This is a genomic window from Trueperella sp. (genome assembly GCF_043424875.1).
Lineage (GTDB): Bacteria > Actinomycetota > Actinomycetes > Actinomycetales > Actinomycetaceae > Trueperella.
Window position 1 is genome coordinate 1 of sequence record NZ_JBHWPL010000031.1, and the last position, 26806, is coordinate 26806.

A 26806-nucleotide genomic window follows, 5' to 3' on the forward strand; every position below is an offset into this window, starting at 1 on the left:
CGTCGGCCTGGTCCTGCGGAACCGAGACGTCCTCCCAGTAGGCCTCTGCCCACGGATCGGTGACCGGCTTCGAGCGTGCCCACGCGTAGTACGCGGCGGCGGCGCCAGCACCAGCAACAACGAGGAAGCCGAGGAGCTTACGGCCGCGGCCCTTCTTCTTTTCAGGCTTCTCCAGTTCCTTGCGCGACGCCTTGACGACGTCCTTTGCGCGGGTCTGTAGATCTCCCGAACCGGAGCGCGCCTCGTCGAGTGCGGCGTTCGCTGCACGGCGTGCGCGCGGGATGTAGTCATCGCGAAGGTTCTCAACGGCAACCTCGGCGTTCTTCGTGGCGTCCTCGAGATACGGGCGAGCCTTCTCGTAGGCGTCATGTGCCGCGACGGTGGCCTTGCCGTACGCATCCTGCATGACAGGGCGAGCCTTGCCGTACGCATCGTGCATGACAGGGCGAGCCTTCTCGTAGGCATCGTGTGCGACGACGTTCGCTTTGCCGTATGCGTCCTGAGCAAGAGCAGACGTCTTCTCCGCAGCCTTGTCCACCTTCGGCTTCGTGGCCGCAAAGGCGGCACCCAAAGCACCTAGCACGACGTTACGAACCGTCGTCGCCGTATCGGACGCTTTGTCGGCGGCCTTGTCGACAACAGGCTCTACCTTGTCAACGACCTTGTCTTTCTTGCTCTTCTTTTTGAATAGAAAAGACATTTATTACCTCCACATGTGAGACGGATCAGTACCGCCAGTTACATCTCCTAATCTTTCCACGTGAACGTTTGTTTTGCAGGGCACTAACCACTATTAGCCCTGATTTACCGCCCAAATTTCTTCGAGAGAGTAAATTTCGCCGTTAGCGGGGATTAGGCGGACAATCCGTGGAGTAACTGCGTGAGTCGGGGTGCGGTGTGCCAAGATTGGGCATATGGAAGCAACACTACATACAAATTTTGGTGACATTAAGGTCGAGCTGTACCCGGAGCACGCTCCCGAGACAGTCGCGAACTTCACCGGTCTTGCGACCGGCGAGAAGGCATGGACGAACCCGCAGACGGGCGTCGAGTCAAACGATCCGCTTTACAAGGACGTCATTTTCCACCGGGTCATCCCTGGCTTCATGATTCAGGGCGGCGATCCGCTGGGCACCGGCACCGGCGGCCCGGGATACCGGTTCGACGACGAGATCGCGGCCGAGCTCAACTTCACCGAGCCCTACATGCTCGCCATGGCTAACGCCGGCAAGCAGGGTGGCCGCGGCACGAACGGTTCGCAGTTCTTCATCACGGTTGCCCCGACCACCTGGCTTCAGGGCAAGCACACGATCTTCGGCAAGGTCACGGACGTGCCCTCGCAGGAGGTTGTAGACAAGATTGCACAGACCGAAACTAACCCGATGGACCGCCCTCTCGAGGACGTCGTTATTTCCTCGGTCACCGTGACCGAATAAGTCGGCACCTTTCAATGAGCGACGCCGAACGGATGGATCAGTACCCTGCCCAGGAAGGGCAAAGTGTCCCTGAATCCGCTCCCGTTCGGCGTCGCTTGTCTAACTGGCCGCCGATCTCGACGGCCATCATTGCTATCTGCATCCTCATGGCTGTGGCGGGGCGCATCCAGCCTCAGGTGACGGTGGAGCTCATGTTCTACCCGCCGCTGGCCTCGGAACAGCCGTACCGGTTCTTTACCTCGGCTGTTTTGCACAGCGGCTTCTGGCACCTCGCGTTCAACATGTATGCGCTGTGGATTCTGGGCCGGGTGCTTGAGCCCGCCTTTGGCGCGGTGCGTTTCATCCTGCTGTACGTCCTCGCCGCGTTCGGCGGCAACGTTGCGATCATGCTGCTCTCAAACCTCACGGGCGAGTGGAATATCGGCGCGGTCGGCGCATCGGGCGCCATCTTCGGACTCTTTGGGGCGCTCGCGATTCTTTACAAGCGCGTGAAGGCGAACATGTCTGGAATCCTCGCGATTCTTGGCATCAACCTGGTGCTCGGATTTGTGGTGCAGGGGATCTCGTGGGAGTCGCACCTGGGCGGCCTCGTCGTCGGCATTCTTCTCACGTGGCTCTGGATTGGCATCGGCAGCCGATTCCAAGGGAAGCGCGAACACGCTCGCCTCACCGCGGATATTGGCGTGGCCTTGCTTTTGTTCGCCGCGATGGTCGGCCTTCTGCTCATTTAGGATGGTCGGCTAGGGGAGGCCTGACGAGGGAATCCTCAAGCTGGAATCCTCAAGACTGCGATTTTCACCCCGCTGGTAGGCGGGCTTTTCTTATGCGTGATCACGTGCCTGAGAAATGCGCTGACTGCCTGAAAAATCCTATGCCCGACCGTGTGCCTGAGAACCCCCGACTGCTTACTTGAGGACCGCCCCGGATTCAGGTCTGACCTCCGGCTATCCCCAGCTGTGAGTAATCCTGTGGATAATTACATCAATGTAATTCACAGCGCGAGCCATGGATAAACTACTCGGCTGCGCGGGGTGCGAATCCTCCACATCTGTGGGTAGTTCTGTGGATAATTACATCGTTGTTATTTAGGTCCAGGCATGAAAAAGCCCTCCTCGCGGGAGGGCCTTCTCAAAGCTTTTCGTCTACTTCCATCCCATTGTCATGAGGAATCCGACGAGCATGAGGCCGATGCCAACAAAGAGGTTGATGTTGCCGTTGTCGAGACCCGGAATAGGGTAGCGGCCACCGGTAATGTACGCGATCACGATGATGATGAGTCCGAGGACGGCCAAGCCAACCATGACGGGAACCCACCACTTCGGCGAGCCCTTGGGCGGATCAACCTTCTTGCGGCGTTCGTCTGCCTGCTGACGTGCAATACGGCGCTGTTCGACCTTCTTGCGCTTCTTGGACTCTGCCATCGCGTTCCTTTGTTCGTGGGTACGTCCAAATCTTATATGGACACGCCTAGAAACGGGAAACCCGCCGGCCATGTGGCGCCGTTATCTTCGAGGTTTCCACATCATTGATCAAACTGCGGGCTCGGCAGCGGTATCGGTTATGCTTGTGCGCAAGTGGAGAGGACGATGCCATGACACCTGCGGAACACACCGCAACAACCGCGAGGACGAAGCCCTCGCTGTTTAACCGTATTATCGGAGTCCTTGGCGAGCTCCTCATCACCGCCGGAATCGTCATTGCCCTGTTCATCGTGTGGCAGATCTGGTGGACGGACATCGAAGCAAACCGAGCCCAAGCAAACGAGATCGAGCAGCTTCAGCAAGAGTACGGCGTCGTGACTGTGGAGGACTCCGGCATCGCGCCGCGCCAAGAAGGCCCGCCCCCGGAGTGGTCCGGGGAGCCCGCATATGGCGACACCCTTGGAATCATGCGCATTCCCGCGTTCGGCTACGACTACGGCTACACGATCCGCAACGGCACGAACATGACCGAAATCCTCAATACCGGCGCGTTTGGCCGCTACGAGGACACGGCGCTTCCTGGCGAGGTGGGTAATTTCGCGACGGCGGCCCACCGGCAAACGTACGGCGCTCCAATGATCGACGTGCCGGACTTGGAGGAGGGCGACGCGATCGTCGTCGAGACGTCGGATGTGTATCTGGTGTATTCGATCGTCTCGGACCAGATTGTTTTGCCGACGGAGGTGTGGACGATCGCGCCCGATCCGTTCCAGGCCTACGAACAGTCGCAGGGGCGTGGTGAGCTGACCGAGCCCACGCGGCGCCTGCTGACGATCACCACGTGTCACCCGCCGTTTGTGTCGAATGAGCGGTGGGTCGTGCACGCGGAATTTGATTACTGGACCAAGCGCGAGGACGGCCTGCCCGAGGCCCTCGTGGATCCGGAAACTGCCGACGCTCTGGAAGGTGGTAACTAATGTACGGAGCCATCTGGCGGGCCCTGCCCGGGCCGACGTGGCTGAAGGCAATCGAGGCCCTCGCACTTATTCTTCTAGCGGTCTACCTGCTCTTTGAGTTCGCTTTCCCTTGGATTATGGAGAACACGAACATCGTCGATAACACGATCGGCTAAGCCGCCGACGCGCGAGTAGTGACGCGCTAGCGCCGTGCGGTACGAGATCTGTGCCGTACTAGTCCCCGCCGCGCCGCGCCGAATTCGGGTGCGCGTTCTCGTTCGGGCGGCCATCGGCCTGACCGTTCGTCTCCTCGGTCGGTTCCTCAGTGGGTTCTGGATCCGGCTCGGGTTCTTCGGTTGGCTCTGGCTCGGGGGTCGGCTCCGGCGGGGGCTCAGGAGCGGGTTCGCGCGCGACGACGATCTCGACTCGCTGATCGTAGGGAACTTTTCCTGCCACCGGGCTCTGCGCAATGACGGTTCCGGGCGCGGAGTCAGCAGTCTCAGATTCGATGACCGAAATGATGGGGATCTGCAGCTCCTCGCGCAAAATCCGCTCGGCCTCGGCCTGGGTCAGCCCGCGCACATCCTCAAGGACGACCTCGCCCGATGCCACCACGAGGTTCACCGAGGAACCGCGCTCGACTTCGGAGCCGGCAATCGGGGACGTTTCGGTGACGATGTCAGCCGCTCTGCCCGGCACGTCAGCGGTATCGACGCGCCCCACCTCAAGCCCGAGAGCTTCGAGCGCCTCCTTGGCCTGATCTTGGGTGTAGCTACCGTTGGCCACGTCCGGCACCTCCACGGTGCCAACGCCCGATGAGAAGTGAACGGTCACGGACTCGCCCTCGTTTACGGTGGCGCCAATCTGCGGGTTGGACGAGACGTAGATGCCTTCGGGAATCGTGTCGTCCTCCACCGGATTGCCGATGTTGAGCACGAGGTTGTATTGGTCGAGCGTTGCCCGAACCTCCGCCTCATTCATGCCCTCGAGGTCGGGGACAGTGGTCTGGACGACCGTCGTCTCGTCGTCGCCAGGGTCCTGATTCGCGTTCATGAACGCCCAGCCGATGCCGAGCGCGGCGAGCAGGAGCAAAATGATGCCGGTAATGATGAACGCGCGGTTGCGGCCGCGATCGGCCTGAATGGGTTCGGCGTTCGTCTGGGTGGTCGTCGTCGCCACGGGGGCCGGGCTCTGCGCGGTCGGCGCGGGAGCGATCTGGGTCGGGGCGGCGACCACCTGGGTCTGCCATGTGCCAACGGCCGGCGCGGACACGCCCTCGCCGCGCGAGGCAGCAAGGAGATCGGCGCGCATGTCGGCGGCGCTTTGGTAGCGATCCTCCCGGCGCTTGGCCAGGGACTTCATCACCACGCGGTCGAGCTGATCGGGAACGTCCGGCGCGATCGACGTCGGCTTCGGCGGCGTCTGCGAAACGTGCTGGTAGGCCACGGCCACGGCAGAATCGCCGCGGAACGGAGGCTGGCCGGTCAACAGCTCAAAGAGCAGGCAGCCGGTCGAATACAGATCCGAGCGCGCATCCACCACTTCGCCGCGGGCCTGCTCGGGCGAGAGATACTGCGCCGTGCCCACCACGGAATTCGTCTGCGTCATCGTGGCCGAGGAGTCGGCGATCGCGCGGGCAATGCCAAAGTCCATGACCTTGACCTTGCCATCGGGAGTGAGCATGATGTTGCCCGGCTTGATATCGCGGTGAACGATGCCTTCGCGGTGCGAATACTCGAGGGCGGACAGCACGCCGACGACGATCTGCACGGCCTCGTCAATCGGCAGCGCATCGCCGTTGGACAGCAGCTGAGAGACCGTACGCCCCTTGACGTACTCCATGACGATGTAGGGCAGCGACATGTCGCGCCCCGAGCTCGTCTTCACCGATTCCTCGCCCGTGTCATACACGGCAACGATCGAGGGATGGTTCAGGGCCGCGGCGGACTGTGCCTCGCGGCGGAAGCGAGCGATGAACGTGGGGTCGGTGGCGTGGTCGGTGCGAAGAACCTTGATGGCCACAGCCCGGGACAGGCGGGTGTCGTAGCCCAGATGCACCTGCGCCATTCCTCCGCGACCAATGAGATCACCGACCTCGTAACGGTCGCCTAGGATGCGTGGTATTTCAGCCATGCCGCCATATCCTTCCTCGGTGTGCATTCCACACCTTCCAACATACTGCCTGAATCATTGGGATTAATCCCAACTAGCAAAGTCACAATACGATTACATTTCCCGAGTTGAGTGGACGGATACCTCACTGGGTGACCACCGCCTCGATGACTGAGCGGGCGATGGGGCCAGCGACCTGACCGCCGTCGCCACCGTTTTCCACAAAGACGCCGACGGCGACCCGCGGGTTCTCGCCCGCATCGAAGCCCGCGAACCAGGCGTGGGGTGACACGCCGTCGGCAACCTGGGCCGAGCCGGTCTTGCCGGCCACCTGCACGTAGCTGGAGGCGGCGTAGGCACCGGTTCCGTGATTGACGACGTCGATCATCATCGTTTCGAGCTCGGCCGCCGTTTGCTCGGTGATTGGCTCGCTGAAGGTCGACGGCGAGGTGGTGGAGATGACGCCGAGGTCGGCGGTCAGGGTTTGATCCACGAGGTAGGGCGTCATGATGACGCCGTCGTTGGCTACCGCGGACGCGACCATCGCCATCTCGAGCGGCGAGGCGACGACGTCGCGCTGGCCGAACGATGCCATGGCGAGCTCGGCCTGATCCTGGGGCTCGGGGAAGCTGGACGGGCGCACGGTCAGCGGGATGGACAGCTCCTGATGGAACCCGAACGCCTCGGCCATGGCTACCATCTCCTCGGCTCCCACGTCGATGCCGCCGATCGCGAATGCCGTGTTGCACGATTCGACGAAGGCGGTTCGAAGCGGCACGTTCCCGGAGCCATCGCCGCATTCGCGCTGGAGCGGGTTGTAGATTTCGTGCGTTGTGCCAGAGGGCGAGAAGGTGTGGGGCGCCTCGACGAGGGAGTCGGCCGTGAGGTCGCCGTTTTCGATCATCGCCGCAGCGGTGATGATCTTGAAAACGGAGCCGGGGGCGTACAGGTCATCGCCGATTGCGCGGTTGAGCAGCGGCTTTGCGTCGTCAGTGTTGTACGTCTGGTAGGCCTCGTTCGCCGTCTGGGAGTCGTGGGAGGCGATGAGGTTCGGATCGTACGAGGGCTTTGAGACCATGGCGAGGATGCGCCCGGTGGAGGGTTCGATAGCGACGACGGCGCCGCGGCGATCACCCAGAGCGTCCCACGCGGCCTGCTGCACGGCGGGGTCGATGGTGAGCTGAACTGCGCCGCCTTCGGGATCCTCGCCGGTGAACAGTTCCTCGATGCGCTGCGGGGCGAGCGAGGTATCGCTGCCGCCAAGGATGGAGTTTTCGGCGCGCTCGATGCCGGTCATGGAGTTGTGCGTGACCGAGAAGTAGCCGGTGGCATGCGCGTAGAGGGCGGGCTCGAGGTAGGTTCGCTGGTAGTTATAGGGCGAAGCCACAGCCACCGAGTCCGTGATCGGCGTGCCGGCCACGATGATGGGCCCGCGATCCACGCCGTACTCCTTATATAAGGTACGGGCGTTGCGGGCGTCCGTGTTCAACGAGTCTGCGCGGAAGAACTGGATCGAGGTCGCAGCGGCCATGAGCGTCACGAACATGACGATGGCAACGGCAACGAGCTTGCGAAGGGGCGGATTCACCGGACCACCTCCGTCGGATAGCGATCCTGCTCGGTCGTCTCGGCGGTGTCGTCGCCCGCGTCGTTGACGTCGTCACCGCGCGAGTCCTCGTCAAGGTCGGCCGGGGAATCGTCGTCGTCGATATCGGCCGTGGGAAGCGGCGCCGAGGCGGGACTGTAGGGCCGGCGGGCGGCGTCGGACATGCGCAACAGCAGCCCGACGATAATCCAGTTCGTCAGCAGCGCCGAGCCGCCGAGCGCGATGAACGGCATCGCGAGGCCGGTCATGGGGATCACGCCCGTGACGCCGCCGGCCACGATGAAGCACTGGAGGCCGATCGTGAAGCCGAGGCCCGAGGCGAGGAGTTTGCCGAAGCCGTCGCGCAGGTCGATCGCGGTTTTGAGGGCGCGCGTGGTGAAGACGAGGTAGACGGCGAGCATCGCGATCAAGCCGATCAGTCCGATCTCCTCGCCGAAGGAGGCGATGATCATGTCTGAGTTCGCCTGCGAGGCGTTGGCCGGGTACCCGTTGCCGAGGCCGGTGCCGAGCAGGCCGCCCGAGGCCATGCCGAACCAGCCTTGGACGATCTGGTACGAGCCGTGCTGGGCGTTGTAGAGCTCGGTGCTGAGGGGGTCGAGCCAGATGGCGAACCGGGCCTGAATGTGGGGCATGACCTGCACGATGAAGAAGACGCCGACGGCCGTGAGCAGGCCGCCGATGATGAGCCACGAGACGCGTTCGGTGGCCACGTAGAGGATCGCCACGAAGAGGCCGAAGAAGAGGATGGCGGTGCCGAAGTCGCGTTCGAGCGCGAGCACGGCCATCGACGCCGCCCAGCCCACAAGGATCGGGCCGAAGTGGCGGCCGCGCGGGAGCTGAATGCCGAGCACTTTCTTGCCGGCGAGCGCGAGGTTGTCGCGTTGGCTCACGAGGTAGCCGGCGAAGAAGATCGCGAAGAAGATTTTGGCGAGCTCGGCAGGTTGATAGGAGAATCCGGCCACGTTGATCCAGATCCGGGCGCCGTAGATCTCGCGGCCGAGGCCGGGCACCATCGGCAGCAAGAGCAGCACCGTGCCCGCGATGAGCGAGATGTAGGTGATCCGCCGGAGCTTTCGATGGTCGCGCAGGGCAAGAATCGTGATGAGCATGAGCACGAGGCCCACGCCCGCGAGCATGAGCTGGCCGCTGACTTCCTCGGATCCGCCGCGGGCGACGAGCGTGTAATCAATGCGGTGAATCATCACCAGGCCAAGGCCCGTGAGGAGCACGGCCGATGGGTAGAAGATCGGGTCCGCCCACGGCGCGGCCAGGCGAATCGTGACGTGGCCGGCGAGCACGAGGGCGCTCGCGATTCCGGCCACCTGCGTGAAGTTTTCTGGGAGCGCGGGAACCTCGCCCACGCTCACGCCGTGGTAGACGAGGATCCAGCCAAGCAAGCAGGTTCCCACCGCGAGGATGAGCAGAGCAAGTTCACGCACGCGACCGTTGCGAACCGCTTGCTGGGTAACCACGCTCATGAGCGGTCCCTAGAATCTCGCGGCGCGGTGGGCGTTGATGGCTCGGGGATCGGGGTGCCTTGAAGGTCATCGACCCGGGTGCCGCGCGAGGGCCGATCCGTGGCGTCGTCGCTCGCGTCGTCGGACGGAGTGCCGGACGGGCTCGGGCCGGTCGAGGGGAAGACGGAAGCCGTGGGCTCCTCGCTCGGCTCGTCGGTGGGCGTTGGCTCCGGGCGTTCTTGCGCCGCGAGGTCGTCAACAACCTTGCGCGCCTCGTCGAGCGAACCGCGCGTGATGGGCTCTTCGAGCCGGTCCTGCGCGACGTTACTGAGCGCGGAGATTTCCACATCCGAGCGTTCGTACATGGACGAGAACTTGAGCGGGCCAAGCGCCGTGGGCACGCCCTTGTAGATCGCCACGTTCCCATCGGCGGGGGCCACGTAGTACTGCGTCTGGCTCCACGCGTAGGCGCCCGTCGCGCCGCCCACGAGGAGCGCGACCAGCGCAAACACCGCCGCCACGCGCGCCCAGTTGCTCGGCTTGTCTGCTTGGTCGTCGTCTAGATCGTCGTCGTTATCTGCCGAATCACGACGCCGAAGCGCCGCTAGCTTGCCCGCCGCGGATGTGCCCGCGCGGCTTGGCTTGCGCGCGTCAATGGCTGCCGATCCCACGATGATCGGCTTGAGGCTCGGCTGGGGATCGTCCTTGACGACGTCGGCGAGGACCACCGTCACGTTGTCCGGCGCTCCGCCTGCCAGCGCGAGGTCTACGAGCTTGTGAGCGCACTCGTCTAGATCCTCGTAGTCGTTGAGCGTCTTTTCGATGCGTTCGTCCGAGACGACGCCAAACAGGCCGTCCGAGGCGAGGAGCCAGCGGTCGCCGGGCACGGCCTCGCGCGCGGATTCGTCCACTTCGAGGGGCTCGGGCGCATCGCCGATATTGCGCATGATGACGTTGCGCTTGGGATGGTTTTCCGCCTCTTCCTTCGTGATCTCGCCGCTGTCGAGGAGGTATTGGACGAGGGTGTGATCGCGGGTGATCTGCGTGAGCGTGCCCTTGCGCAGCAGGTAGGCGCGCGAATCGCCCACGTGCACCATTCCGAGCTTGTTCGACGCCCGCAAAATCGCGATGCACGTGGTGCCAAGCCCCGAGAGCTCGGTCTTTTCCTGCGAGCGCGCGATGAGGTCGGCGTGTGCCTCTTCGAGGGTTTCGGTCAGGAGTGGGAGGAGGTCTTCTGCCTGGTGGACGTCATCGATCTCGGCAAGGTGAGCGACGACGACGGACGAGGCGATATCACCGCCGGCCGCGCCACCCATGCCGTCAGCGAGGACGAGCAGGTTGGCCGAGGCGTAGCCGGCATCCTGATTCGACCGACGGATCAATCCAACGTCGGACATGGCGGTGTAGTTCAGGGAGATCGTCACCGGCGAAGCTCCAGCGTGGTTTGGCCGATCGTGATGGGCTCGCCGAAGGCGAGGCGGGTGGGCTGGTAGATCCGCTCATTGCCCACCCAGGTGCCGTTCGTGGAGTTCAGGTCCTCGACGAACCAGTCGCCGGCATTGTTGAAGAAGCGGGCGTGGCGGGCGGAGGTGTAGCCGTCGTCGAGCACGAGGGCGGAGTCTGGCGAACGGCCGACCGTCACCGATCCGTTAGATAGCGGAATCGTCGTGCCCGTGAGCGAGCCGCCGCTGACCACGAGGTGCGCGGCGGCGGTGCGCGATGGTGTGGCTGAGCGGTCAGGCCGGCGAGCCGGGCGCTGGCGCGTCGTCGCTGGTCTTCTGCCGCGGCTGGAAACTCGCGTGCCGAAGACGTCGTTCTTAATCGTGAGCAGCACGAAGAAGACGAATATCCACAGCAGCGCAAGGAATCCGAAGCGCAGGAGGGCGATGACGAAAGCGCTCATAGCATCTCCGGGCTCGTCCAGAACATGATGCGAGTTCGGCCGATCGTGATCGTGTTCCCGTCCAAGAGTGTGGCGGCCGTGATGCGGTGGCCCTCGACGAACGTGCCGTTCGTCGTGTTCATGTCAGTTGCGATCACGCCGCCGGGCGTGACGCGAAGTTCAAGGTGCTGGCGGGACACACCGGCGTCGTCGACAGTAATGTCAGCGGATGAGCCGCGGCCGATCACCGTCACCGTGCCCGTGAGCAGGTAGCGCTCGCCGTCGACGTCAATGATCGGGTTTTCAGGGGTGGCGTCGCGAGTTGTTGCCGGGGCGACCGCGCCGCGCTTCGAGCGGCCGCGGACGATGAGTTTGCCGCGCGAGAGCTCCGAATCGAATTGGAACGCGACCTTGATCGGGCCGAGGAACGTGTAGTGCTGGTCGGCGGCGTGTTGGGTGGCGACGTCGATGAGCTCCCCGCGCATCGCGTCCTCGCCCCAGTCCTCAATCTTGTCAAAGTCCGACTCGGCCAAGATGACCTCGAACTCGTTGGGAACCACCACGCGCTCGCGGTTAACGGCTGCCGCGCGATCGTCCATGGCCTTCTTAATGCCAGATGCGAGTTCGACTGGCTTCAGATCAGACTTGAAGGCGCGTGAAAAGACATTCTCGAAGGCGCTCTCGACGCCCCGCTCAATCTTGTCGAATGCGCTCATCGTTCTCCTTATATTCCAGTGCCCGACTCCGAGCAGACCTCATGGCACTAGGGTACTCGTTTCGCATGGAACTCTAGGTAAGTCTGTGGACTAATCCATAACGCGGCGCGCAATATGGGGCGCGGCGGGGCTGCGCGTGAGAATCGTGACATCCGCGCCCGAACTTGGATCGGCGCCAATCGGCGGTGTAGGCTGTTTTACGCTCGCTCGAGTGGCGGAATAGGCAGACGCGCATGGTTCAGGTCCATGTGCCCGATAAGGGCGTGGGGGTTCAACTCCCCCCTCGAGCACCAAAGGTGAGCGTGGCGCTCACCAACTGACTCCCGGCGATGTCCGGGAGTTTTGCTTTTCTGGCTGTTGGCGGGGCTCTCTTGCCGCAGATCGGGCAGGTTCTTGCTAAACGGGGCAGGAACTTCCTGGCCCGTTTGACTGGAACTTGCACCAGTTGCGAAGAGGTCGGCATCATCACTCAGGCGCGATTATTCACAGCCATTTCCAGCCTCCATGCGTGACCTTGTACCCGATAAATGTGGCGAATTTGCGCCAATATTGACTCGATCCAGACTAGATGGTTTGCGGTACTTTTCGTTTCGTCCCCTGATTGCTCAGACTCTGACCGCCTCGCCAAAACCGGATATTTCTCCAGTGTGGCAGGGTTTTGCGATCCCTTTCCGCCTGCTCGTTCATGCTCCGCGCACCCGCGAGCGCGCTCAATAGAATTTCGGGTACCCGAAACACGCGGTGTGGGGGCACAAAGTCTTGGGTCATTAGTCCCAAACAGTGGGAGATTTCGCTACCGTTTCCACTTGGAATTATTCATAGCGGCAATTTTCGGTCGTTTCCTATAGATATTGAGGCCGTAATTTTTCTATGTTTATCCGGAAGAACAAAGTTCGCGGTTCTCATGAACCGCCAACGTCATCACACACAGGAGCGTTTGAACCTGTGTTGCAAAAAAATGTGACCCGATCAGGTGCTGGTGGGTCACACGAAAGGAGGCCACACATGGCATCACAGGTTTACAAGACGCTCGCCAAGATCGTGGGCATCGTTTTGATCCTCGGCGGCGCAGTCGCCATCTTTGCCGGAAACTTCACCGGCGGTTTCATCAAGTCCCAGCTCGAGGATCAGGCAGTCGTGCTGCCCACCGAGGAAGCGATCGATGCTCAGCTCGAGAGCGGCCGCATCCAGCAAGAGGACGCTGACGCGCTCCGCCCGGTCGCAGGTGAGGCCGTGACCACCGGTAAGCAGGCCGAGATCTTCGCTAACCACTACATCTACGCACACATGAAGGCCGGCGTCGCCGGTGCAGGTCTGCCGGAAGGCACCACATTCGCAACCGTCGGTGGCATCACCTCCGAGAAGACCGCCGAGCTGACCGAAGAGGTCGCTGCTGACAACCCGGATGTTGACGAGGCAACCGTTGCCAAGCTCGTCCAGGCTGAGATCAACGATCCGATGACCGAGTACGCGCTCGCTGAGGAAGTCGCATCGCTCAACGACCTTCGTTACTCCACCCTCCTCGATGGCAACACCCTTCGCGGCATGCTCCTTAACGCCTACGGCTGGGGCATGATCGGTACCATCGCCACCTGGGCGGGTATCGGCGCTATCGTCATCGGTCTCGCACTGACCGCCTTCGGCTTCCTTTACAAGGGCCGCAAGGACGAGGTCGTCGTCCGCGAGGATCGAGTAGATCACGCGTAACTGACGCTGACGAACATCGCGGGCCGGTCGCAAGACCGGCCCGCATTTTGTTGCCCGGTGGTTCGCCGCTCGGCGTGTCAGGACAGGTCGCCGGCAATTTCGATGAGCGCGTCAACGTCGAGGAGATGCACCACGGCGCGATCCACGCCGATCACGCCGCCCTCCTCGAAGGCTCGCAGGTGGCGCGAGAGTGATTCGGGCGAGGTCTGTAGAAGCGCCGCGATGTCCTTCTTTGGCAGTGGAAGTTGAACGACGACGCCGTTGCCACGGGTTGCGCCGGCGGCGTCCGTCGTCGTTGGTAAAGACAGCAGGTAGTCCGCAAGGCGCTCGGGTACGGAGGCGCCCACCACCGCCAGCTGCCGCTCCGCAGACGCAAGGCGGTGGCTGAGTGCGGCCATGAAGCGCGCGCTGATCGACGGATGCTGCGTCAATAGCTCCGCGAGGTCCGCATGTGAAAACACGCAGAGCGCCGAATCCTCGAGGGCGATCGCGCTGTTGTGCAGGCGCTCACCGGTGAGGAAAGCGTACTCACCGAGGAAGTCTCCTGGGTCAAGGACCCGAACTACCCGCTCAACCCCGCTGGGCAACGTCCGCGTCACTTTGAGCCGGCCCCGATGAACGACCATGAGCTGGGACAGGCGCTCGCCTCCCATGAACGCATACTCACCCTTGGCCACGCGTTGTGGACGGGCGAGGCCTGCCACCCGTTCCTGCTCACCAGCCGTGAGCCCCTGAAAGATGGGCACGCGTGAAACACACGTGGTGTGCGTCGGAAATAGCGGGAGCTCGCGCATCGGTTCTCCTGATCGCCGGACTTGATCTGCGTCAAGGAATATTTTACAGCCCGGCACTTAAATAATCTATGTCAAGCCAAGCACTGCCAGAAAAGGAGAACACAATGGCACAGGCAAAGTTCGTTACCGAAGGATTTAGCTGCCCATCATGCGTGAAGAAGATTGAAAAGACGGTGGGGTCGATGGATGGCGTCAATGACGTGACGGTCATGTTCAACGCCGGCAAGGTCAAGGTTGATTGGGACGACGTCGTGGTGTCCGAAGATGCCATTTCCTCCACGATCGGCAAGCTCGGCTACCCGATCCGAAAGGTACAGAAGTAGGCCATCATGACATCGCTACGATCAAAGTTCTGGATCTCGATCGCCACCGGCATCCTCATTGTGCTCGCGTTCGCGGCCAAGACTCTGGGCGCGCCGGGCCTAGAATCGGCGTTTTTCGTCGTAGCGGCCATTCTGGCCGGGGTGCCCACGGTCCTGTCTGCGGTGCGCGCGCTGCAGGTCAAGGCGTTCAGCATCGACCTGCTCGTGTCCATCGCCGTCATCGGCGCGCTCATTATCGGCGAGTACGAAGAGGCCGCCATCGTCGCGTTCCTCTTCATCTTCGGTGCCTACCTCGAGGCCAGAACCTTGGAAAAGACCCGCCGTTCGCTACGCACGCTCATCGATAGCGCCCCAAAGGAGGCAGAGATCGTGCGCGGCGAAGAGACGATGACAGTCGAGGTCGACGACGTCGTGATCGGCGATCGCGTCATCCTCCGAACGGGAAGTCAGGTGCCCGTGGACGGAACGATCGTCTCCGGCAGCGGATCGGTCAACGAAGCAACGGTCACGGGCGAACCGCTGCCGGTCACCAAGGAGGTCGGAGCGCAGGTCTGGTCCGGCACCGTCGTCGACGCCGGGTATCTCGAAATGGTGGCCGATCGGGTGGGTGAGGACACCACGTTTAACAAGATCATCGAACTTGTGGAGGAGGCGCAGGACTCCAAAGCGCCCACGCAGAAGTTCCTCGATCGCTTCGCCTCGATCTACACGCCGGGGATCATCGTGGCTGCGATCATCGCGGGCCTGATCACCAGCGATGTCGAATTTGCGTTGACGATCCTCGTCATCGCCTGCCCGGGCGCACTCGTCATCTCCACGCCGGTCTCACTCGTCGCGGGACTTGGCAATGCCTCGCGCCACGGAGCTCTCATCAAGGGTGGCGATGCCCTCGAGACCCTCGCAAAGATCGACACCCTCGTGTTGGACAAGACGGGAACAATCACCCGCGGAGCGCCCGAGGTTACGAGCGTCACCGCGTACGGGGACATCTCGGTTGACGACGTCGTGCGGCTGGCGGGAATCCTTGAAAAGGCGTCGGAGCATCCGCTTGGCCGCACGATCGCTGCGTTCGCGGCTGAGCGAACGAATGTGGATTCCGCAGCCACCGACGTCAACGTCCGAAAGGGCATCGGTATCGAAGGGATCGTGGAGGGGCGCGCCGTCGTCGTCGGATCTCACCGAGCCGTGCCTGAGATGCCGGCCGACGCCGCCAGCCGCGCCATCGACATGGAAAGGCGCGGCAATACGGTCTCGTTCGTCGTCGTCGATGGGCGCCTGCAAGGGATGATTGCGATAGCGGATTCGATCAGGCCCGAGGCGGCAGACGCGATCAGTGCGCTGCGGCGCAACGGTGTCGCCAGGTTCGTCATGTTGACCGGGGACAACGAGCACACGGCTCGCGCCGTTGCGGCCGAGGTGGGGATCGACGACGTTGAGGCGCAGCTCATGCCCGAAGGCAAGGTGGCGCAGGTCAAGGAGCTCGTGGACGCCGGGCGAAAGGTGGCCATGATCGGAGACGGCGTCAACGACGCCCCCGCCATCGCAACCGCCAATCTTGGCATCGCGATGGGCGCGGGAACAGATGTCTCGATGGAGACCGCGGACGTGATCCTCGTGGGCAATCGCTTCGACCAGCTCGTTCACTCGCACGCCATTGCGAGGAAGACGATGGCGAACATGCATCAAAACACCGTGATCGCCCTCGCCACGGTCGCGATCCTCATTCTGGGCGTTCTGCTTCGGGTGGTCGGCATGGGTTCAGGCATGCTTGTGCATCAGGCATCCGTGCTGCTCGTTATCCTGAACGCGGCGCGCCTCATCGGTTTTACGAGCAAGGACGCGTCGGCCATCGCGAGCGCGCACCGCCAGCGAATTGCCGTGGCGGCACCCGCGAGGGATGCCGTAGGCGCCGAGCGCTAGTCGATCCAGGTGTTGAGCACGTCGGCGTACACGAGCGCGTCTTCCTCGGCGTGAACCGAGAACACGATGAGATCCAGGTTCTGGCCGTGGGCGTCCATCCAGTCGCTCACGGCGTCGAGGGCGATCTCCGCCGCCTGGCGGATCGGGAAAGCGTTGTAGCCCGTCGCAATTGCGGGGAACGCGATCGAGCGCAGGTCCTGCACCTTGCCGGCGAGCTCGAGCGAGTTCCAGTAGCAGTTGTAGAGGATCTCGCGATCGTGATCCTCGATCTTGCCGTCCTTGACGTCCGGGCCCACGGTGTGGATAACGTACTTGGCCGGCAGGCGGTAGCCGCGAGTGATCTTCGCGATTCCGCGAGGCTCCTCATCCAGACCCTGCATCTCCATGATGGTGGCGCAATCGTTGCGCATCCACGGGCCGGCCTGGGCGTGAAGCACAGAATCAAGGCAGCCGTGAAGCGGAATCCGGCAGCCGGTCAGTGACGGCAGCGCCGTGTTGACCACCGCATCGATCACCAGCTGGCGCATATCACCGCGGTAGAGCACGGTGTCCGAGGCCTGGCCGAAGTCGTTTTGCGGGAGCAGGTCATGCACGCGGCGGAGGTTCGCGGCCTCCACGCGGCCATGCTCGCCCACCTCGCGATACAGCAGTGTGTTGATCGCACGCGAAACCACGGGGTTCAGCGGAGCCGGGTCGCGGAGCGCCAACTCTGCCTGGAGCCAGCGCTTCAGGCCGTCGTCGGTCGAAAGGTGCGCGATCGACGTCGTTCCCGTGTAGTGCTTGTTCGGCAGGCCGCCAAGGGCGGTCATAAGCAAGTCGTACTTGGAACGCGTGTCATCGGCAGGGGCCGGGAACGGTTCCGAGAGTTTGATGGCGTCCTTATATTCAGACAGTGACAGCATCACAAACCTTCCTGAAGTCGCTACCTCCAAGGTTACCCGAGTTCCCGCCCCGCAGTAACAGTCGATACGTAGATGCTACGACGACGCCGAAGATGGATGAGCGCCTGCGACGTGCCGTATTGTGGTGCGCATGACGAACCCAATTGGACAGCCCAAACCCGGCTATGACCTTGTGATCGCAACCGATGGCTCCTGCTCCGGCAACCCCGGCCCGGGCGGCTGGGCGTGGGTGGAACAGCTGAGCGGGCGAACGGAGTCCGGCGGATCGGCGTCGACGACGAACAACATCATGGAACTGACCGCCATGATCTCCGCGCTCGAATTCGCGGGACCGGACGCCGACCTGCTGCTGCGCTCGGATTCCAGCTACGTGATCAAGTCGATGACGGAGTGGGCGCCGGGATGGCGCCGTCGCGGCTGGAAGAAGTCCGACGGCAAGCCGGTGCTCAACCGCGAACTCATTGAGCGCATGCTTAATCTTTACGAGTCTCGCACGGGCCGCACCGATGTTGAATGGGTGCGCGGGCACAGCGGCGACGCGGCAAATGAGCTCGCCGACACGCTCGCCGTCGAACAGACCGCGAAGTTCTCCTAAGCGCGCGGCTCCTCGGGCATATCCATGCCCGCATCCGGGTGGTCGCCCATCTCGGGCGCCTCGACCGGGACTTCCTGCGCGTCTTCGTACTTAATCTCCTCGACGGCGCGGGCGATCGTGTCCGCGAAGACGTCGGGCGGCTGAGCGCCTGAGATTCCGAACTTTCCGCCGACGACGAAGAACGGCACGCCCTGGATGCCCAGGCTGCGAGCGTCGCGGATATCGCCGCGGACCGCATTGGCGTGTTCGCCGGACTCGAGCTCGCTTTCCACCTGCTCGACATCCAGCCCCATCTCCTCGGCGATCTCAAGGAGCGTGTCGGTATCGGCGACGTTCACGCCGTCGGTGAAATGGGCTAGGTACAGGCGTTCGAACGCCTTCGCGCCCAGCTCCGCGGCCTCTTCGGGAGTGTTGCCGTGGGCCTTTGCGGCGTAGACGAACTGGTGCGCCTGGAAGGTGTTGACGTGCTGGGCCTTCTCCCAGTTCATGGTCAAGCCCTCGGTGGCGCCAACCTCAGAGGCGTTGTTGACCATCTCGCGGATGGCGCCCTCCTCGCTGCGCTTCATGGTGGCGAGCGATTCGATGTAGGTGCCCGGCGCGGATGAGGATGCCTCCGGGTAGAGCTGGTAGGAGTGGTACTCGACGGCCACCTGCTTGCCGGAGTCCTTAATGCCCTGCTCGAGGCGCTGCTTGCCGATCCAGCACCACGGGCACGCGATGTCAGACCAGACGTGAACAACAATCTCATGTGTCATGGCGACTAGCCTACCGATCGTCATCCGACTTTTGTTGCTTCAGGGGCCACGACGGATATTCGGGTTCGTGAGGTTCACCCCTACAATGGGGCCATGACTTCTCTCAATGCCGGCGCGCCGCGCGCCCAGCACGTGCCCGTCGAACGTACCTTCCACGGCCAGACCTTCGTTGACAATTACGAGTGGCTGCGCGATCTGGACAATCCGGCGGTCATGGAACATATCGACGCCGAGAACGCGTGGTTCGATCAGCACACGGCCGACCAGCACGACCTCCAGCAACAGATCGTCTCCGAGATCGCCGCCCGCACGAAGGAAACCGACGTGTCGGTGCCCGTGCGCGAGGGCGAGCACTGGTACTGGACCCGCACGTGGGAGGGCCGCCCGTACCCGGGTCTGTTCCGCACGCCGCTCAACGGCAAGGACAAGCAGGTCGAAAAGAACCAGGGCGTTCACCGCCCGACCCCCGGCGGATACGGCGAGACCCGCGTGTTCGACGGGAATCTGCTCGGCAGCGCCGAGGACTACTTCGCCACCGGATCGTCCGCCGTCTCGCCCAACGGTACGTACTTCGCGCTCGCGATCGACACGCGCGGCGACGAGCAGTACAAGCTACGGATCCACGACATCGACGGGGATTTGGTCGTCGACGACGCCGTGGAGGGCATCGGCTACGGGCTCGGCTGGCTCGCCGATTCCAGTGGTGTCTTCTACACGCGCACCGACGACTCGTGGCGCCAGAACGAGGTGTGGCTGCACAAGCTGGGCACGCACCCGGACGAGGACGTGCTCATCTTCGAGGAGGGCGACGAGCTCTTCAACGTCTCGATCGACGAGTCCCGGGATGGCGCCTGGCTCGTGGTGACGGCCGCGTCCACAGACACCACCGAGGTGCATTTGATCTCGACGACGAACGTGAACGAACGTTTTGAGGTTCGCCAGCGCGAGCACGGAGTTTTCTACACGGTCGAGCCTGCGGGCGAGGAACTGCTCATCGTCCACAACGCCAACCACGCCGGGTTCGAACTTTCCAGCGCCCCGCTCACGCCGAGCGACCCGGAGGACTGGCAGACCGTCGTCGTGCCTGACCAGGGCGAACGCATCCTAGACGTGGAAGCGTTCAAGGACTTCGCCGCGCTTCAGCTGCGGGCGGGCGGCGGCCAGCGCGTGCGGATTCTCAAGCGGAAGAGCGCGGGGTGGTCCGCGCCGAAGGACCTGCCGATCCCCGAGACGATGACGGTGGAGACCGGCGAGAACAGGGAGTGGGACGCGCGCGAGCTGGTGGTCGTGGCCGAGTCGCTCATTCAGCCGCGCACGTGGTTCGCGTGGGATGTCAAGGACAAGGAGCTGACCACGCTCAAGACGCTCGACGTGCCGGGCTACGACCCCGACGGGTACGTCGAGTACCGCGAGTGGGCGCAGGCCGAGGACGGCACGAAGATTCCGCTCACCATCGCGCACCGGGCGGACCTCGACCGCACGGGCGGGAACCCGGGCTTCATATACGGGTACGGCTCATACGAGATCTCCAGCGATCCGTACTTCACGGCGCTGCGGCTGCCGCTCATCGATCGCGGGGTCGTGTTCATCGTTGCGCACGTGCGCGGCGGTGGCGAGATGGGCCGTGAGTGGTACGAGGACGGGCGCCTGCTCAATAAGAAGAACACGTTCACCGATTTCGTGGATGCGAGCAAGCACGTGCTGGCATCCGGTCTGGTGGGCGAGGGGCGCCTCGCCGCCGAGGGTGGATCCGCGGGTGGCCTGCTCATGGGCGCCGTAGCGAATCTTGCCCCCGAGCTGTACCGGGTGATTCACGCGCGTGTGCCGTTCGTGGACGCGCTCACCACGATCCTCAAGCCCGAACTCCCGCTGACCGTGGGTGAATGGGAAGAGTGGGGCAATCCGATAGAGTCGGCGGAGGTGTACCAGTACATGGCCGAGTACTCGCCCTACGAGAACATCTCCGAGGCGCGCTATCCGGCCATTTTGGCGACGACGTCGATGAACGACATCCGCGTGTCCTACGTGGAACCGACGAAGTGGGTGCAAAAACTCCGCGAGACCGTGGCCGAGGATTCCGGGCTGATCGTCCAGCGCACCGAAAAGGTGGCCGGGCACTTCGGCGGCTCGGGCCGCTACCAGATGTGGGAGAGGCGCGCTCGCGAGCTGGCCTTCATCCTGCGCCAACTCGAGGTGGCCTAGCGCGGGCTGGTAGTTGCCGGGCTGGCGCTACCGCGCCTATATGCCGAGCGCCGAGCGGACGGCGTCGTCGGACCTCGTCGTCGGTTAGTCGTCAGCCGTGACGGCGGCGGCGTTGAGCGCCTCGCGCCAGGAGCCAAAGCGCTGGCGGATGGCCGCGCCCGAGGGTAGCTTGCCGGCGTTTCCGGACTCGGCCAGCCAGGTCGAGTAGTGGTTGAACGACGGCTGGCGGCGCGAGTGCCGCGAATCGACGATGTAGGACCGGATTGCGAACAGGTAGTCGTCGGGTGTGAACTTCAGGCCGCCGCGGCTGCGCCCGCGGCGGGGCGTGAGTCCGAGGGAGGTCAGCGCGTCGTTCCAGTAGCCGTTGAAGCGCTTGATGACGGTCTGCGAGGTCGGCGGCCAGAGGAAGCCCGCGCGCACATCCTCCGGATAGGACTCGATGAACGCCATGCGATGGGTGTCGTAGTCCTTCGCCGTCAAGGTTGAGGACGGGTTGGACTTAGACAGCTCATGGCCGGCGACCACGAGACCGAGCGTATGCAATTTCTCCTCGGGGGTCAGGCCCTCGAGATAGCCCCCGACCTCAAGGCGAACCTCCCGCGGTATGTCCTGTGAGCTCGGCTCCAGCCGGTGCGTCCGGGCGAGCATGAGGTAGAGCGCGGCCTGAAGCGAGACCTTCGAAAAGTGCTGGGCAGGGCCGTGACCTGAGCGTTCGACGTCGAGAGCGTTGGCCCGCAGGAGCAACTCGAGGGTGGTGCGGGCGGCGGCCGCGGCGGCGTCGTCGAGCTTCTCGTTGAACGTGTCAGCCTGCTTGGCGGACGCCTCGGCACCGACGACGTCGGAAATCGAGCGCACCGACACGAAGGGTGTGCCGAAACTGTGAGCAACCTGGGCGAGCGCCTGCGATTCCATGTCCGCTGAGAGAAGGCCCGGGAACGCCTCGCGCAGATCCGCTACGTTATCCTCCGTCACGAACGAATCGGAGGAGACGACCGTGCCGAGGTGGATCGGGCGCTCGGAGGTTTCCACAATTTCGTGAATCGGGTGCTCGAGCGCCTGATGGAGGGGGAAGTTCGCGGGCTGGCCCGGGACCTGGCCGCGCACGTAGCCGAACGCGGTGGCGTCGGCGGTGCCGTGGACGTAGTTCGTGCCGATCACGATGTCGCCGATAGAGAGCGAAGGATCGATCCCGCCGGCCGAGCCGACGGAGATAATCATGCGCGGCTCAAATTTGCACATCACCCAGCTGAGCAGGGACGACGCGGCCACCATGCCCACGCCAGTGGTGACGAACAGGATCGACGAACGGCCCTTGCGCGCGGTCTGCGCCTTGCCCGTGGGGACGTCGCACGGGGTGAACGCGAAATCGGAAAAGAGCTCGCCGAAGGGCTCCATTTCCTCATCCATCGCCGCAACGATGATGGCGTTAATGGCGCTCATGCGTAGATCTCGTCCCACTGATCGCGCTTGTCGAGCATGGCCGAAACGGCCTCTTTCGCGCCGTCCAGCGAGTGGCTCGCGCCCCAGCCGCACTGAACCTCGTTCGCGGCGGGCACGGAATCGGCGGCGAGGATGTCGTGGAAGGAGGTCTCCACGAGTTCCATCGTGTCCTCGAGATCGGGTTCGTTCGAGCGCATGAGGTAGAAGCCGGTTTGGCATCCCATGGGGGAGAAGTCGACGACGTCGTCCGCGTGGTTGCGCGAATACTCGGCAAACGAGTGCTCGATCGAGTGCATGGTGGGCATCTCAAGGTGGTCGACGTTCGGCTGGCAGAAACGGATGTCATACTTCGTGAGCGTGACGCCGCCGAGGTCTTTCACGTCCGCCACCCTAATGAAGGGGGCAGCCACCTTCGTATGGTCAAGGTTGAAAGACTCAACGTTCATCTTTTTCACGGGTATTCCCTTCACGACGGCCGGCCCGGGCGCTCCGAGCACGCTCAGTTCTGTCAGTAATGATGCAAGTGTAGGAGGTGCGGCTAGCTCGCCGCTTGACGCTGCGTGGTGGAGTCCTCGCCCTCGCTGCACTTCGGGCAGTATCCCCAGAAGGTTACTTCGGCCTCATCGAGGGCGAACCCGTGGTCATTGCTCGGCGTGAGACACGGCGCGGATCCGATCACGCATGGGATGTTCACGATCGTCTTGCACGAGCGGCAGACCAAGTGGTGGTGGTTATCGTGGCGGGCGAGCTCGTACAGCGGCACGGAACCGTGGGGCTCGACTTCGCGCAGCAGGCGCTTTTCGGTGAGAACATGCAGGACGTCGTAGATCGCTTGCGTTGAGACCGAGCCCAACCGCTGCGTCACGCCCTGGCGCACTTGGTCGGCACTCGAGTGGGGGTTCTCCTCGAGCTCTTCCAAGACTGAGATGCGCGGGCGAGTAACGCGCAACCCAACGTCACGTAGTTGGTCTTCGAACGGTGTCTCCATGCCGACCATTTTCTCCAGAATAATTCAGGAAATCAAGGGTCTTCGCTAGAAGCCGTCGTCCAAGAAACGGCATGAGACCGCCAAAAGGTTGTTCTTAGGACCATGGGCGGGGGTCTCGCCCGGGGAGGGGCCTTACTGGCGCAGGGGTGGGCGCGGACGCGACACGCCTGAGAGCAACACGCCGAGGCGCGAGTTCGACACGCCGATCGTCGTCGTCGCTCAGACCCGTAGATGTGGCGGTTTTCCGCGTATTTGTCCACGGTCGTGGATAAACTTGTCGACATTTGTGGACAGGTGGAGAAAATTTGTCCACAGGCTGTGGTTTTGTGGAGAGATTTATTTGTCGGAGGCCGGGGCGAGGATGACCTCACGGCGCGCTGACGCGTTTCCGTCGTCGTCTTCGCGGCAAGGCCGTGGACACACGCGTGGCTAACTTTTCTTTGAGGTTTGTCTCGTGGCTGAAGAATGGAACATGTCCACATAGGTCTTTCCGCGAGTTGTCGCGGGCTTCGTTTCGACACGCCGAAAACACATCATCTAGTGGTCATTGTAAATTGTTCCCCTAGGTGTAGTGTTGATTCCCGTATCCACTCGAGGTCAAGAACAGCCTCATTTTGAGCACAGAAGGAGCCACGCGATGGCAATTACCGTCTACACCAAGCCTTCCTGCGTTCAGTGCACCGCTACGACGCGCGCGCTGAATAAGTACGGTCTGGAGTTCACTGAGGTGGACCTCGTCGAGGATGCTGACGCGCTTGCGACCATCAAGTCCCTGGGCTACCAGCAGGCACCGGTGATCTTCGCCGACGGCGACCACTGGGCCGGATACCGCCCGGACAAGATCAAGGCCCTCGTCCCCGCGCAGGTGAACGCAAACGTCTCTGCATAGGTGGTTGGGGCGGCGCGTGCCGCCCTATCACTTACCGCTCGGCACCTGCTGAGGTGGCTGGCGAGCACGAGGGGATCGGGAGCAGGAATCACAAGAGTTGTCTAGGAAGTGATGTCGATGGTTCACATCGTCTATTTCTCGTCAGCTACGAATAACACACATAGGTTCGTGGACAAGCTGGGATACACAGCGCAGCGCATCCCACTTCGCCCCACGGATGAGTTTTTGAATGTTGATCAGGACTATGTCCTGATCACTCCCACATACGGGGGAGGCGTTGCTCGCGGAGCGGTGCCAAAGCAGGTCATCAAATTCCTGAATGACGAGCACAATCGCTCGCATATCAGGGGAGTGATCTCGGCAGGCAACACCAATTTTGGTGAGGCGTACTGCCTCGCGGGGGACATCATCTCCGCGAAAACAAAAGTTCCACACATGTACAAGTTCGAACTGCTTGGCACGGATAGAGACGTGCAGGTTGTTCGTGAGGGATTGGAAGAATTTTGGAAGCAACTTTGACGGACACGGGCGAAGAGATGCTGGCGCCCGAGCTCGATTACCACGCGCTCAATGCGCAGCTGAATCTGTATGACGCCGATGGCAACATTCAGTTCGACGCCGATAAGAAGGCTGCCCGCCAATACTTCCTTCAGCACGTCAACAAGAACACGGTCTACTTCCACGACCTGAAGGAAAAGCTGGACTACCTCGTCGAAGAGGGCTACTACGAGCCAGAAGTGCTCGACCAGTACTCCTTCGACTTCATCAAGAAGCTGTACAAGGCGGCATACGCCCACAAATTCCGTTTCCCCACCTTCCTCGGTGCGTTCAAGTACTACACCTCCTACACGCTGAAGACCTTCGACGGCACGCGTTACCTCGAGCGCTTCGAGGACCGCGTGTGCATGGTCTCGCTGTTCCTCGCCCAGGGCGATGAGGACATGGCGATGGAGCTCATGGAGGAGATCATCACGGGTCGTTTCCAGCCGGCGACCCCGACCTTCCTCAACGCCGGCAAGACGGCTCGTGGCGAGCTCGTCTCCTGCTTCCTGCTGCGCGTGGAAGACAACATGGAGTCCATCGCACGTGCGATCAACTCCTCCCTCCAGCTGTCCAAGCGCGGCGGTGGCGTGGCACTGAACCTCACGAATCTGCGTGAGCAGGGCGCGCCGATCAAGCGCATCGAGAACCAGTCCTCGGGCGTCAACCCCGTCATGAAGCTTCTCGAGGACTCGTTCTCCTACGCGAATCAGCTTGGCGCTCGTCAGGGTGCCGGCGCGGTGTACCTGCACGCACATCACCCGGACATCATCCGCTTCCTCGACACGAAGCGAGAGAATGCAGACGAGAAGATTCGCATTAAGACGCTCTCGCTCGGCGTCGTCATCCCAGACGTCACCTTCCGCCTCGCCCGCGAGAACGCGGACATGTACCTGTTCTCGCCGTATGACGTGGAGCGCGTGTACGGCGTGCCGTTCTCCGAGATTTCCGTGACGGAAAAGTACGAGGAGATGGTGGACGACAAGCGCATCAAGAAGACGAAGATCAACGCGCGTCAGTTCTTCCAGACCATCGCCGAGATCCAGTTCGAGTCCGGCTACCCGTACATCGTGTTCGAGGACACCGTGAACAAGGCCAACCCGATCGAGGGTCGCATCACGATGTCAAACCTGTGCTCGGAGATCCTGCAGGTCTCGACGCCGTCGACGTTCCACCCCGATCTGTCCTACGACCACGTTGGCCGCGACATCTCGTGTAACCTCGGCTCGCTCAACATTGCGAAGGCGATGGATTCGCCGGACTTCGGACAGACGATCCGCACCGCGATCCGCGCGCTGACCTCCGTGTCTGATCAGACGTCGATTGAGTCGGTGCCCTCGATCAAGCGAGGCAACGAGCTCTCGCATGCGATCGGCCTTGGTGCGATGAACCTGCACGGCTACCTCGGCCGCGAGCGCATCCATTACGGATCGCCAGAGGCGCTCGACTTCACGAACATCTACTTCTACACCGTCACCTACTACGCGATTAAGGCCTCGAATGAGCTCGCGAAGGAGCGCGGAGAGTCGTTCTACAACTTCGAGAACTCGGACTACGCGAACGGTACCTACTTCGACAAGTACATCGAGAAGGAGTGGGCGCCCGAGCATGACCGCGTGAAGGAACTCTTCGAGGGTGTTCACGTTCCGACTCAGGATGATTGGCGCGAGCTAAAAGCCGAGGTTCAAGAGCACGGGCTGTACAACCAGAATCTGCAGGCGGTTCCGCCCACGGGCTCGATTTCGTACATCAACAACTCGACGTCGTCGATCCACCCGATCGTCTCCAAGATCGAGATTCGTAAGGAAGGCAAGCTCGGGCGCGTGTACTACCCGGCTGCCTACATGACGAACGACAACCTCGAGTACTTCGAGGACGCCTACGAGATTGGGCCGGAGAAGATCATCGACACCTACGCTGCTGCTACCCAGCACGTCGATCAGGGGCTGTCCCTGACGCTGTTCTACCCGGATACGGTGACGACTCGCGACGTCAACCGTAACTACATCTACGCATGGCGCAAGGGCATCAAGACGCTCTACTACATGCGCATTCGGCAGGCTGCCCTTGAGGGCACGGAGGTCGAAGGCTGCGTGTCCTGCATGCTGTAAAGCACGCACTGTGGCGAGGGCCGGAGCTCGGGGGAGCTCCGGCCCTCGTGCATG

Annotated in this window: 26 protein-coding genes and 1 tRNA gene; 13 read left to right on the forward strand and 14 right to left on the reverse strand. The window is 62.6% G+C overall.

The features are described from left to right. Nucleotides 1-700 (reverse strand): hypothetical protein (locus tag ACHFFR_RS02810; RefSeq protein WP_394262756.1); only part of this gene is annotated, 700 nt, incomplete at its 3' end. Between the two features lie 214 nt (nucleotides 701-914). Here ACHFFR_RS02810 and ACHFFR_RS02815 point away from each other — a divergent pair. Beyond that, nucleotides 915-1436 carry a peptidylprolyl isomerase gene (locus ACHFFR_RS02815; RefSeq protein WP_394262757.1) on the forward strand — a complete coding sequence of 174 codons (522 nt, stop codon included), beginning with the start codon at nucleotides 915-917 and terminating at the stop codon, nucleotides 1434-1436. Between the two features lie 14 nt (nucleotides 1437-1450). After that, complete coding sequence (locus tag ACHFFR_RS02820) at nucleotides 1451-2167, forward strand: rhomboid family intramembrane serine protease (RefSeq protein ID WP_394262758.1); 717 nt, start codon at nucleotides 1451-1453, stop codon at nucleotides 2165-2167. Nucleotides 2168-2578: 411 nt separating this feature from the next. Here ACHFFR_RS02820 and ACHFFR_RS02825 read toward each other — a convergent pair whose 3' ends face one another. Further along, on the reverse strand, nucleotides 2579-2857 hold the full coding sequence (locus ACHFFR_RS02825; RefSeq protein ID WP_394262759.1) for a cell division protein CrgA: 279 nt from the start codon (nucleotides 2855-2857) through the stop codon (nucleotides 2579-2581). Nucleotides 2858-3027: 170 nt separating this feature from the next. Between ACHFFR_RS02825 and ACHFFR_RS02830 the strand changes: the two genes are divergently transcribed. Further along, entirely contained in the window at nucleotides 3028-3834 is an 807-nt protein-coding gene (locus ACHFFR_RS02830; RefSeq protein ID WP_394262760.1) for a class E sortase, read from the forward strand. Then, nucleotides 3834-3989, forward strand: a complete 156-nt coding sequence (locus ACHFFR_RS02835) for a hypothetical protein (protein ID WP_394262761.1) — start codon at nucleotides 3834-3836, stop codon at nucleotides 3987-3989. Before ACHFFR_RS02830 ends, ACHFFR_RS02835 begins: the two co-directional genes overlap by 1 nt. Nucleotides 3990-4047: 58 nt before the next feature. Here ACHFFR_RS02835 and pknB read toward each other — a convergent pair whose 3' ends face one another. From pknB to ACHFFR_RS02865, 6 genes are all read right to left on the reverse strand, one after another. After that, nucleotides 4048-5946 (reverse strand): Stk1 family PASTA domain-containing Ser/Thr kinase, encoded by a 1899-nt coding sequence (gene pknB, locus ACHFFR_RS02840; protein WP_394262762.1) that lies wholly within the window; start codon nucleotides 5944-5946, stop codon nucleotides 4048-4050. A 124-nt stretch (nucleotides 5947-6070) separates the two neighbouring features. Continuing rightward, nucleotides 6071-7513 (reverse strand): peptidoglycan D,D-transpeptidase FtsI family protein, encoded by a 1443-nt coding sequence (locus tag ACHFFR_RS02845; protein ID WP_394262763.1) that lies wholly within the window; start codon nucleotides 7511-7513, stop codon nucleotides 6071-6073. Continuing rightward, nucleotides 7510-9009, reverse strand: a complete 1500-nt coding sequence (locus ACHFFR_RS02850; RefSeq protein WP_394262764.1) for an FtsW/RodA/SpoVE family cell cycle protein — start codon at nucleotides 9007-9009, stop codon at nucleotides 7510-7512. Before ACHFFR_RS02850 ends, ACHFFR_RS02845 begins: the two co-directional genes overlap by 4 nt. Beyond that, on the reverse strand, nucleotides 9006-10412 hold the full coding sequence (locus ACHFFR_RS02855; RefSeq protein WP_394262765.1) for a PP2C family protein-serine/threonine phosphatase: 1407 nt from the start codon (nucleotides 10410-10412) through the stop codon (nucleotides 9006-9008). The genes ACHFFR_RS02850 and ACHFFR_RS02855 overlap by 4 nt, the downstream gene beginning before the upstream one ends. Next, on the reverse strand, nucleotides 10409-10891 hold the full coding sequence (locus ACHFFR_RS02860; protein WP_394262766.1) for an FHA domain-containing protein: 483 nt from the start codon (nucleotides 10889-10891) through the stop codon (nucleotides 10409-10411). The genes ACHFFR_RS02855 and ACHFFR_RS02860 overlap by 4 nt, the downstream gene beginning before the upstream one ends. Continuing rightward, nucleotides 10888-11586, reverse strand: coding sequence for an FhaA domain-containing protein (locus ACHFFR_RS02865; RefSeq protein WP_394262767.1), 699 nt, complete (start codon nucleotides 11584-11586; stop codon nucleotides 10888-10890). Before ACHFFR_RS02865 ends, ACHFFR_RS02860 begins: the two co-directional genes overlap by 4 nt. 205 nt (nucleotides 11587-11791) lie before the next feature. Here ACHFFR_RS02865 and ACHFFR_RS02870 point away from each other — a divergent pair. Both ACHFFR_RS02870 and ACHFFR_RS02875 read left to right on the forward strand, forming a co-directional pair. Then, nucleotides 11792-11879, forward strand: a tRNA-Leu gene (locus ACHFFR_RS02870). 712 nt (nucleotides 11880-12591) lie between these two features. Then, nucleotides 12592-13293 carry a hypothetical protein gene (locus tag ACHFFR_RS02875; protein WP_394262768.1) on the forward strand — a complete coding sequence of 234 codons (702 nt, stop codon included), beginning with the start codon at nucleotides 12592-12594 and terminating at the stop codon, nucleotides 13291-13293. Nucleotides 13294-13370: 77 nt separating this feature from the next. On the opposite strand, the gene ACHFFR_RS02880 is transcribed toward ACHFFR_RS02875, so the two are convergent. Then, the gene (locus ACHFFR_RS02880; protein WP_394262769.1) at nucleotides 13371-14039 is read right to left on the reverse strand and encodes a Crp/Fnr family transcriptional regulator; all 669 of its coding nucleotides are present in this window, start codon (nucleotides 14037-14039) and stop codon (nucleotides 13371-13373) included. A gap of 152 nt (nucleotides 14040-14191) precedes the next feature. Between ACHFFR_RS02880 and ACHFFR_RS02885 the strand changes: the two genes are divergently transcribed. Continuing rightward, on the forward strand, nucleotides 14192-14410 hold the full coding sequence (locus ACHFFR_RS02885) for a heavy-metal-associated domain-containing protein (RefSeq protein WP_394262770.1): 219 nt from the start codon (nucleotides 14192-14194) through the stop codon (nucleotides 14408-14410). 6 nt (nucleotides 14411-14416) lie between these two features. Next, on the forward strand, nucleotides 14417-16330 hold the full coding sequence (locus ACHFFR_RS02890; protein WP_394262771.1) for a heavy metal translocating P-type ATPase: 1914 nt from the start codon (nucleotides 14417-14419) through the stop codon (nucleotides 16328-16330). Here ACHFFR_RS02890 and ACHFFR_RS02895 read toward each other — a convergent pair. After that, the gene (locus ACHFFR_RS02895) at nucleotides 16327-17232 is read right to left on the reverse strand and encodes a macro domain-containing protein (RefSeq protein ID WP_394262772.1); all 906 of its coding nucleotides are present in this window, start codon (nucleotides 17230-17232) and stop codon (nucleotides 16327-16329) included. The two genes, ACHFFR_RS02890 and ACHFFR_RS02895, sit on opposite strands and share 4 nt — an antisense overlap. Before the next feature lie 130 nt (nucleotides 17233-17362). On the opposite strand from ACHFFR_RS02895, the gene ACHFFR_RS02900 reads away from it, so the two are divergent. Then, on the forward strand, nucleotides 17363-17827 hold the full coding sequence (locus tag ACHFFR_RS02900) for a ribonuclease H (RefSeq protein ID WP_394262773.1): 465 nt from the start codon (nucleotides 17363-17365) through the stop codon (nucleotides 17825-17827). Here ACHFFR_RS02900 and ACHFFR_RS02905 read toward each other — a convergent pair. Beyond that, entirely contained in the window at nucleotides 17824-18606 is a 783-nt protein-coding gene (locus ACHFFR_RS02905; protein WP_394262774.1) for a DsbA family protein, read from the reverse strand. The genes ACHFFR_RS02900 and ACHFFR_RS02905 overlap by 4 nt on opposite strands. A 69-nt stretch (nucleotides 18607-18675) precedes the next feature. Here ACHFFR_RS02905 and ACHFFR_RS02910 point away from each other — a divergent pair, with 69 nt between their 5' ends. Further along, nucleotides 18676-20784 carry a S9 family peptidase gene (locus ACHFFR_RS02910; protein WP_394262775.1) on the forward strand — a complete coding sequence of 703 codons (2109 nt, stop codon included), beginning with the start codon at nucleotides 18676-18678 and terminating at the stop codon, nucleotides 20782-20784. A gap of 84 nt (nucleotides 20785-20868) precedes the next feature. Here the strand turns inward: ACHFFR_RS02910 and mtnN are convergent, their stop codons facing one another. The 3 genes from mtnN to ACHFFR_RS02925 form a co-directional block, all read right to left on the reverse strand. Continuing rightward, nucleotides 20869-22224 (reverse strand): 5'-methylthioadenosine/S-adenosylhomocysteine nucleosidase, encoded by a 1356-nt coding sequence (gene mtnN / locus ACHFFR_RS02915; protein ID WP_394262776.1) that lies wholly within the window; start codon nucleotides 22222-22224, stop codon nucleotides 20869-20871. Then, nucleotides 22221-22670, reverse strand: a complete 450-nt coding sequence (locus ACHFFR_RS02920; protein ID WP_394262781.1) for an S-ribosylhomocysteine lyase — start codon at nucleotides 22668-22670, stop codon at nucleotides 22221-22223. The genes mtnN and ACHFFR_RS02920 overlap by 4 nt, the downstream gene beginning before the upstream one ends. A 92-nt stretch (nucleotides 22671-22762) precedes the next feature. Continuing rightward, complete coding sequence (locus tag ACHFFR_RS02925; protein ID WP_394262777.1) at nucleotides 22763-23212, reverse strand: Fur family transcriptional regulator; 450 nt, start codon at nucleotides 23210-23212, stop codon at nucleotides 22763-22765. A 637-nt stretch (nucleotides 23213-23849) separates the two neighbouring features. On the opposite strand from ACHFFR_RS02925, the gene nrdH reads away from it, so the two are divergent. The 3 genes from nrdH (at nucleotide 23850) to nrdE (ending at nucleotide 26752) form a co-directional block, all read left to right on the forward strand. Further along, nucleotides 23850-24101, forward strand: a complete 252-nt coding sequence (gene nrdH / locus ACHFFR_RS02930; RefSeq protein WP_394262778.1) for a glutaredoxin-like protein NrdH — start codon at nucleotides 23850-23852, stop codon at nucleotides 24099-24101. A gap of 117 nt (nucleotides 24102-24218) precedes the next feature. After that, complete coding sequence (nrdI, locus tag ACHFFR_RS02935; protein ID WP_394262779.1) at nucleotides 24219-24620, forward strand: class Ib ribonucleoside-diphosphate reductase assembly flavoprotein NrdI; 402 nt, start codon at nucleotides 24219-24221, stop codon at nucleotides 24618-24620. Beyond that, nucleotides 24605-26752, forward strand: a complete 2148-nt coding sequence (gene nrdE / locus ACHFFR_RS02940) for a class 1b ribonucleoside-diphosphate reductase subunit alpha (RefSeq protein WP_394262780.1) — start codon at nucleotides 24605-24607, stop codon at nucleotides 26750-26752. The genes nrdI and nrdE overlap by 16 nt, the downstream gene beginning before the upstream one ends. Nucleotides 26753-26806 lie beyond the last annotated feature (54 nt).

Coding starts and splice junctions, on each gene's coding strand:
- ACHFFR_RS02815 (WP_394262757.1), top strand. CDS start 915: ATGGAAGCAACACTACATACAAATTTTGGTGACATTAAGGTCGAGCTG.
- ACHFFR_RS02820 (WP_394262758.1), top strand. CDS start 1,451: ATGAGCGACGCCGAACGGATGGATCAGTACCCTGCCCAGGAAGGGCAA.
- ACHFFR_RS02825 (WP_394262759.1), bottom strand. CDS start 2,857: ATGGCAGAGTCCAAGAAGCGCAAGAAGGTCGAACAGCGCCGTATTGCA.
- ACHFFR_RS02830 (WP_394262760.1), top strand. CDS start 3,028: ATGACACCTGCGGAACACACCGCAACAACCGCGAGGACGAAGCCCTCG.
- ACHFFR_RS02835 (WP_394262761.1), top strand. CDS start 3,834: ATGTACGGAGCCATCTGGCGGGCCCTGCCCGGGCCGACGTGGCTGAAG.
- pknB (WP_394262762.1), bottom strand. CDS start 5,946: ATGGCTGAAATACCACGCATCCTAGGCGACCGTTACGAGGTCGGTGAT.
- ACHFFR_RS02850 (WP_394262764.1), bottom strand. CDS start 9,009: ATGAGCGTGGTTACCCAGCAAGCGGTTCGCAACGGTCGCGTGCGTGAA.
- ACHFFR_RS02860 (WP_394262766.1), bottom strand. CDS start 10,891: ATGAGCGCTTTCGTCATCGCCCTCCTGCGCTTCGGATTCCTTGCGCTG.
- ACHFFR_RS02865 (WP_394262767.1), bottom strand. CDS start 11,586: ATGAGCGCATTCGACAAGATTGAGCGGGGCGTCGAGAGCGCCTTCGAG.
- ACHFFR_RS02875 (WP_394262768.1), top strand. CDS start 12,592: ATGGCATCACAGGTTTACAAGACGCTCGCCAAGATCGTGGGCATCGTT.
- ACHFFR_RS02885 (WP_394262770.1), top strand. CDS start 14,192: ATGGCACAGGCAAAGTTCGTTACCGAAGGATTTAGCTGCCCATCATGC.
- ACHFFR_RS02890 (WP_394262771.1), top strand. CDS start 14,417: ATGACATCGCTACGATCAAAGTTCTGGATCTCGATCGCCACCGGCATC.
- ACHFFR_RS02895 (WP_394262772.1), bottom strand. CDS start 17,232: ATGCTGTCACTGTCTGAATATAAGGACGCCATCAAACTCTCGGAACCG.
- ACHFFR_RS02900 (WP_394262773.1), top strand. CDS start 17,363: ATGACGAACCCAATTGGACAGCCCAAACCCGGCTATGACCTTGTGATC.
- ACHFFR_RS02905 (WP_394262774.1), bottom strand. CDS start 18,606: ATGACGATCGGTAGGCTAGTCGCCATGACACATGAGATTGTTGTTCAC.
- ACHFFR_RS02910 (WP_394262775.1), top strand. CDS start 18,676: ATGACTTCTCTCAATGCCGGCGCGCCGCGCGCCCAGCACGTGCCCGTC.
- mtnN (WP_394262776.1), bottom strand. CDS start 22,224: ATGAGCGCCATTAACGCCATCATCGTTGCGGCGATGGATGAGGAAATG.
- ACHFFR_RS02920 (WP_394262781.1), bottom strand. CDS start 22,670: ATGAACGTTGAGTCTTTCAACCTTGACCATACGAAGGTGGCTGCCCCC.
- ACHFFR_RS02925 (WP_394262777.1), bottom strand. CDS start 23,212: ATGGAGACACCGTTCGAAGACCAACTACGTGACGTTGGGTTGCGCGTT.
- nrdH (WP_394262778.1), top strand. CDS start 23,850: ATGGCAATTACCGTCTACACCAAGCCTTCCTGCGTTCAGTGCACCGCT.
- nrdI (WP_394262779.1), top strand. CDS start 24,219: ATGGTTCACATCGTCTATTTCTCGTCAGCTACGAATAACACACATAGG.